6 protein-coding genes and 1 pseudogene are annotated in these 4720 nt (G+C 49.8%); all 7 read right to left on the bottom strand.

Annotated elements, in window-relative coordinates; translation table 11 throughout:
- Positions 1-272 (bottom strand): 2-oxoacid:acceptor oxidoreductase family protein (locus Q0546_RS08510; RefSeq protein ID WP_298792178.1); only part of this gene is annotated, 272 nt, incomplete at its 3' end.
- The gene (locus tag Q0546_RS08515) at positions 269-1114 is read right to left on the bottom strand and encodes a 2-oxoglutarate ferredoxin oxidoreductase subunit beta (RefSeq protein ID WP_298792180.1); all 846 of its coding nucleotides are present in this window, start codon (positions 1112-1114) and stop codon (positions 269-271) included. The genes Q0546_RS08510 and Q0546_RS08515, both read right to left, overlap by 4 nt.
- Positions 1104-2264 (bottom strand): annotated as a pseudogene (locus tag Q0546_RS08520) (2-oxoglutarate synthase subunit alpha). Before Q0546_RS08520 ends, Q0546_RS08515 begins: the two are co-directional and overlap by 11 nt.
- Positions 2261-2572: a 4Fe-4S binding protein gene (locus Q0546_RS08525; protein ID WP_298792181.1), complete on the bottom strand. Its 312-nt coding sequence runs from the start codon at positions 2570-2572 to the stop codon at positions 2261-2263. Before Q0546_RS08525 ends, Q0546_RS08520 begins: the two are co-directional and overlap by 4 nt.
- Before the next feature lie 284 nt (positions 2573-2856).
- A complete protein-coding gene (locus Q0546_RS08530; RefSeq protein WP_298792183.1) occupies positions 2857-3588 on the bottom strand; it encodes an NlpC/P60 family protein in 732 nt (243 codons plus the stop codon).
- 3 nt (positions 3589-3591) lie between these two features.
- Positions 3592-4479 carry a malate dehydrogenase gene (locus Q0546_RS08535; RefSeq protein ID WP_298792185.1) on the bottom strand — a complete coding sequence of 296 codons (888 nt, stop codon included), beginning with the start codon at positions 4477-4479 and terminating at the stop codon, positions 3592-3594.
- Positions 4480-4491: 12 nt separating this feature from the next.
- A partial coding sequence (locus Q0546_RS08540; RefSeq protein ID WP_298792187.1) for an NADP-dependent isocitrate dehydrogenase occupies positions 4492-4720 on the bottom strand: 229 nt, incomplete at its 5' end.

Consider the following 4720-nt stretch of genomic DNA (forward strand, 5'->3'; position numbering starts at 1 on the left):
CCGCCATCTTTTACGCCATCTTTAAACTGCTCGAAGCTAACCTGCGCGGTAGCGAGCATAAACTCGATCTCGCCCTCGTTTGCATACGGATAAAAAATCTCGTGCTCGCTCAAAATGATATCGACCTTCGTCGGTCCGCCACGCACCTGCGAGGTGTAGGTCGAGGCTTTGACGCCGTATCCGCCCTCCTCGATCTTAGCCGCTGCCAAAATCTCGCCCGCTAAAATCACGCCCTGACCACCCACTCCGACGAATCTTAACTGCCTTTTCATTTTAGCGCTCCAAAGTCGATCTTTTCGCCGTCTCTGGCGGCTTTTATCACCATGTCGTAGGCCTTGGTGTACTCCATGCGCGACTCGTCTTTATGCAACACTCCGAGCGGAAATTTACCCTCGCGCTCGTCCTCGTTCATCGCGTCAAATTTAGCCTTGCTCACCGTGCGACCGTCGATCCACTCGAGCATCTGCGTAGCTTGGCTCATTTTATTTTTGCGACCTAGATTTATGTGGCAGTTTGAAAATACGTCAAAAAAGCTGTATCCGTCGTGCTCGAAGCCCTCGGCAAATATCTTTTCCAGCTTTGCAGGCTCTATCACGCTGCTGCGCGCTACAAAGGTCGCTCCTGCGGCGGTTGCGAGCTTGCACGCATCAAAATTCGGATCGATGTTGCCCTGCTGCGCCGTCACCGTCCAAAATCCTATCGGCGTAGTCGGGCTTGTTTGGGAGTTTGTTAGCCCGTAGATGAAATTATTTATCAAAACGTGGTTTAAATTTATATTTCTACGGCATCCGTGGATCGTGTGATTGCCTCCTATCGCTAGCCCGTCGCCGTCGCCGGTTACCACGATGACGTGTTTGTCCGGGTTTGCTAGCTTGATACCTGTAGCATAGGCGATCGCGCGACCGTGCGTGGTGTGGACGGTGTTGCAGTTGATGTAGGAGCTAAAGCGCCCAGAGCAGCCGATGCCCGAGACCACGCACACGTCGTTCATATCCCAGCCTAGCTTATGGATTGCGCGGATTAGCGCCTTTAGTATCACGCCGTCGCCGCAGCCCCAGCACCACAGAGTCGGCGTTTTGTCGGTGCGTAGGTAGTCGTCGTAGTTAAATGCCATCAAATTCTCCTATTTTCTGCGCGATTTCTTGCGGGCTGATCGGACGGCCGTTGGCTTTTAGCAGCGTCTTAAAGTCGTCTCTTAGCGTAGCTTTGATTATCTCTCCCTTATACTGGCCCAAATTTAACTCGCAGATCAAAATTTTGCTAAATTTAGCCGAGATCTCGCGTAGTTTTTCGCTCGGCGTCGGAAATAGTGTGATAGGCTTAAAAAGACCTACTTTCACGCCTTTTTCGCGTAAATTTAGCACAGCTTCCTTTGCTGCGCGGGCCACGGAGCCAAATGCGATAATGCAAATATCCGCGCCATCGAGCATAAACTCCTCCCAGAGCTCTAACTCGTCCGCGTGCGCGTTTATTTTGTTAAAAAGGCGCTTGATGTTGTAATCCACGACCGCGCCGTCCTCGGTCGGAAAGCCCGTCTCGCCGTGATGCAGTCCCGTAACGTGATAGCGGTAACCGTCGAAAAATTTATTTAGCACGGCAGGCTCGTCGGCTGCGGCCCTGTATGGGCGGTAGTCCGCAGGGTCGCCGCTAAACTGCTTGCGCGAGTAGATCTCTAGCTCGCTAATCTGCGGTAGCGCGGCCTTTGCTTACATGTGTCCGATCGTCTCGTCCAGTAGCAAAAACACGGGCGTCATGAACCGCTCGGCGAGATTAAACGCGCGAACGGTCTGCGTATAGCACTCCTCTAGGCTTGAGGGCGCGATAACGATGCTGTTTACGTCGCCGTGGGTCGGGTTTTTCGCCTGCAGGAGATCACCCTGCGCCACGCGGGTAGGCAGACCCGTGCTAGGGCCGCCGCGCATGACGTTTACGATCACTAGCGGTACCTCCGCGATAAAGCCAAGCCCGATCTGCTCGGCTTTTAGCGAGATGCCGGGGCCCGAGCTTGCCGTCATCGCCTTAGCCCCGCTCATCGAAGCTCCCAGCGCCACCGAGATGCCAGCGATCTCGTCCTCCATCTGGATAAATTTGCCGCTGTGCTTTGGCAGTAGCACGCTTAGCTCGTGCGCGATCTCGCTGCTTGGCGTGATCGGATAGCCGCCAAAAAAGTTACACCCGCACTCCACCGCCGCAAGCGCGACTAGCTCGTTGCCACTAGCGATGACTTCTCTTTTGCCGCCGTTGTTATTTAAAAATTCGCTCATTGCTCCGCCTCTAATTTTTCAAATTTATTCTCTTTTACGGCGGTCGCGCGCTCTTTACTTTCGGCGGTTAGTTTGGCAAATTTAAAGCCCTTCTCCGCTACATAAATAGCAAAATCGGGGCAATGTAGCTCGCACTCTCTGCATCCGATACAGGCCTCCGGATATACCACTTCGATTGTTTTGCCTAGCACCGCGCGCGGCTCGACGGCCATCGCCAGCACGCCCGCAGGACAGCGGCTCACGCAGATATCGCACGCCTTACAGCGCGAGATATCGACCCAGACGGGGGCGTCAGTTTTTATCAGCATATTTTTCCTTATCAAATTTAACTCGTAACGATAATTTTATAGCATTTAAGTTAAATTTGGTATTTAAATCGGATAGTAAAATAAAATTTGGAGTTTTTTTGTATGAAAACGAGCAAATTTGAAACGCCCGTGCGGATGTTTTGTGATTTTTGGGGATATTGCTGTAAATTCGGCGTAGAGCAAATTTAGAAAGTCAAATTTACCGCCGCCGATCCGTAAATTTGACGACGAATTTATACGGATACGGCGGTAAATTTGAAGCGATAAGCAAAAATCAGTTAAACTTAGTTTCTCCTTACGCTGGCTTTGCCAAATCCCGCAAATCTATTTGACGCAAGACACGACGTATTGTTATTTTTGCAAGATACGACATAGGAGTTTAGCTCTTTGTTGCCTTTTTTACGCGTGTTTTTATTTTTTAGATTCATAAAATCCACCGCATTTTTGCCTCTTGAGTTATGCGTAAAGCCAACCGTGCCATCTTTTTCTACGCTACTTACTATGCCTACGTGAGTGATGATTTTTGCTTTTTTGTTATTTTTCGTGCTTCTAGTCGTGTTGTTGAAAAATACCAAATCTCCAACCTTCGGATCGTCAAAGGCGATCAGATTTTTACTCTCGTAAAGCTTAAACATAGCTTCGCTTTTTAGACCGTGCTTAGTGTAAAATTTATCGAGCTCCTTTTCGTCGAAAAAGTCTCGATTTAATTTTTTATTCACAAGCGTCACAAAGCCCGAGCAGTCGCCGCCGTCTCTTTTACCTATATATCCTTGCAGGAGATTTAGCAGGGCCGTTTCTTTTGCGTCGAGTCGGTCGCCGGTTTTACCATGAAATGTCTTGCTTCCCCAATTTTGGATTTTATCCTTTTCTAGCGAAGTAGTAGCTTGGGTTTTACTTTGCTTCGTTAACAGCGTATTTTTGGGAGCGCTTGGCGAAACATTAGCGCAGCCTGAAATAAAAGTCGCCAAAAATAGCGCGCAAATTTGATTCGTTTTTATCTTGGATTTTATAAACATCAGCTACGCGATTACCCCGCTTTCTTTTAAAAATTTGATATTTACGGCAGTTTGCGATTCGCCTTTTTCAAGAGCCGCTTTTTCCTCCGCGCTTGGTTGTTTGATCTCGCGCACGCCGCCCTTGCCTAGCTTAACGAGCCTACCGCCCGCGCACTCGCCCTCTATCACGCAGCAGCTTAGCCACTGTTCGCTGCCGGTTTTTATCGCCTCGCACATCTTGGCAGCAGCCGCGCCAGGAGCGTAATACGCCGACGTGCCAAGTAGCTTAACTATCTTTGCGCCGCCCGTTTTGGCCTCCTGCGCTACCGCGTCAAATTCGCCGCCCAGATCCACGCTCACGTTGCTTTGTAGCGCGACCATATCGTCGTTGTGAGAGCCTATGATGTGTGCGCTAAATGCGCTGTTTTTTAGTCCCGTTTTTTGAGAGATCTCGTATTTTAGGCGCGCAGAGTCTAGTTCGCCAGCCATCCCCAGCACCCTGCTTTTATCAAAACCGCTCGTTTTATAGACTAGATACGTGAGCGCGTCAAGCGGATTAGTTACGTTTATGATGACGCAGTTTGGGGCAAATTTGGCGATTTTTTCCACCGTACCTTTTACGATGCCTGCGTTTTTTAGCAGCAGATCTTCTCTAGTCTGCCCCTCTTTTCTAGGGCTTCCGGCGGTCACGACCACGATGTCACTATCCTTAACTAGCTCAAAATCATCCCCGCCAGCGACTCTAACGTCCAGACCAAAAACCGCCGCGCTCTGAGATAGATCGATCGCCTTTGCGCGCGCCACGTCGCCAAATATATCCACTAGCGCGATCTCGTCTGCGATGCCTCTTAGCAAGATAGCGCTAGCCGCGCTTGCACCTACGTTTCCTGCTCCGATAACTGAAATTTTCATTTTTTTCCTTTTTTATAAAATTTGATTTTGTAAAATTTGATTAAATATTGCACTCGGCCTCATCGCCGCGCTCGCCTTTTTATCATCCGGCTTATAGTATCCGCCAATATCAACCTTTCGTCCTTGCGCCGTGTTTATTTGGGCCACGATCGCGCTCTCGTTTTGCGCGAGATTTTGGGCGACGATTTTAAATTTGTCGCCCAGCGACGTGCCGCTAGCGGCAAGCTCGCTCGCCCAGTAA

This window comes from uncultured Campylobacter sp. (assembly GCF_937997465.1).
In the GTDB taxonomy this organism is placed as follows: Bacteria; Campylobacterota; Campylobacteria; order Campylobacterales; family Campylobacteraceae; genus Campylobacter_A.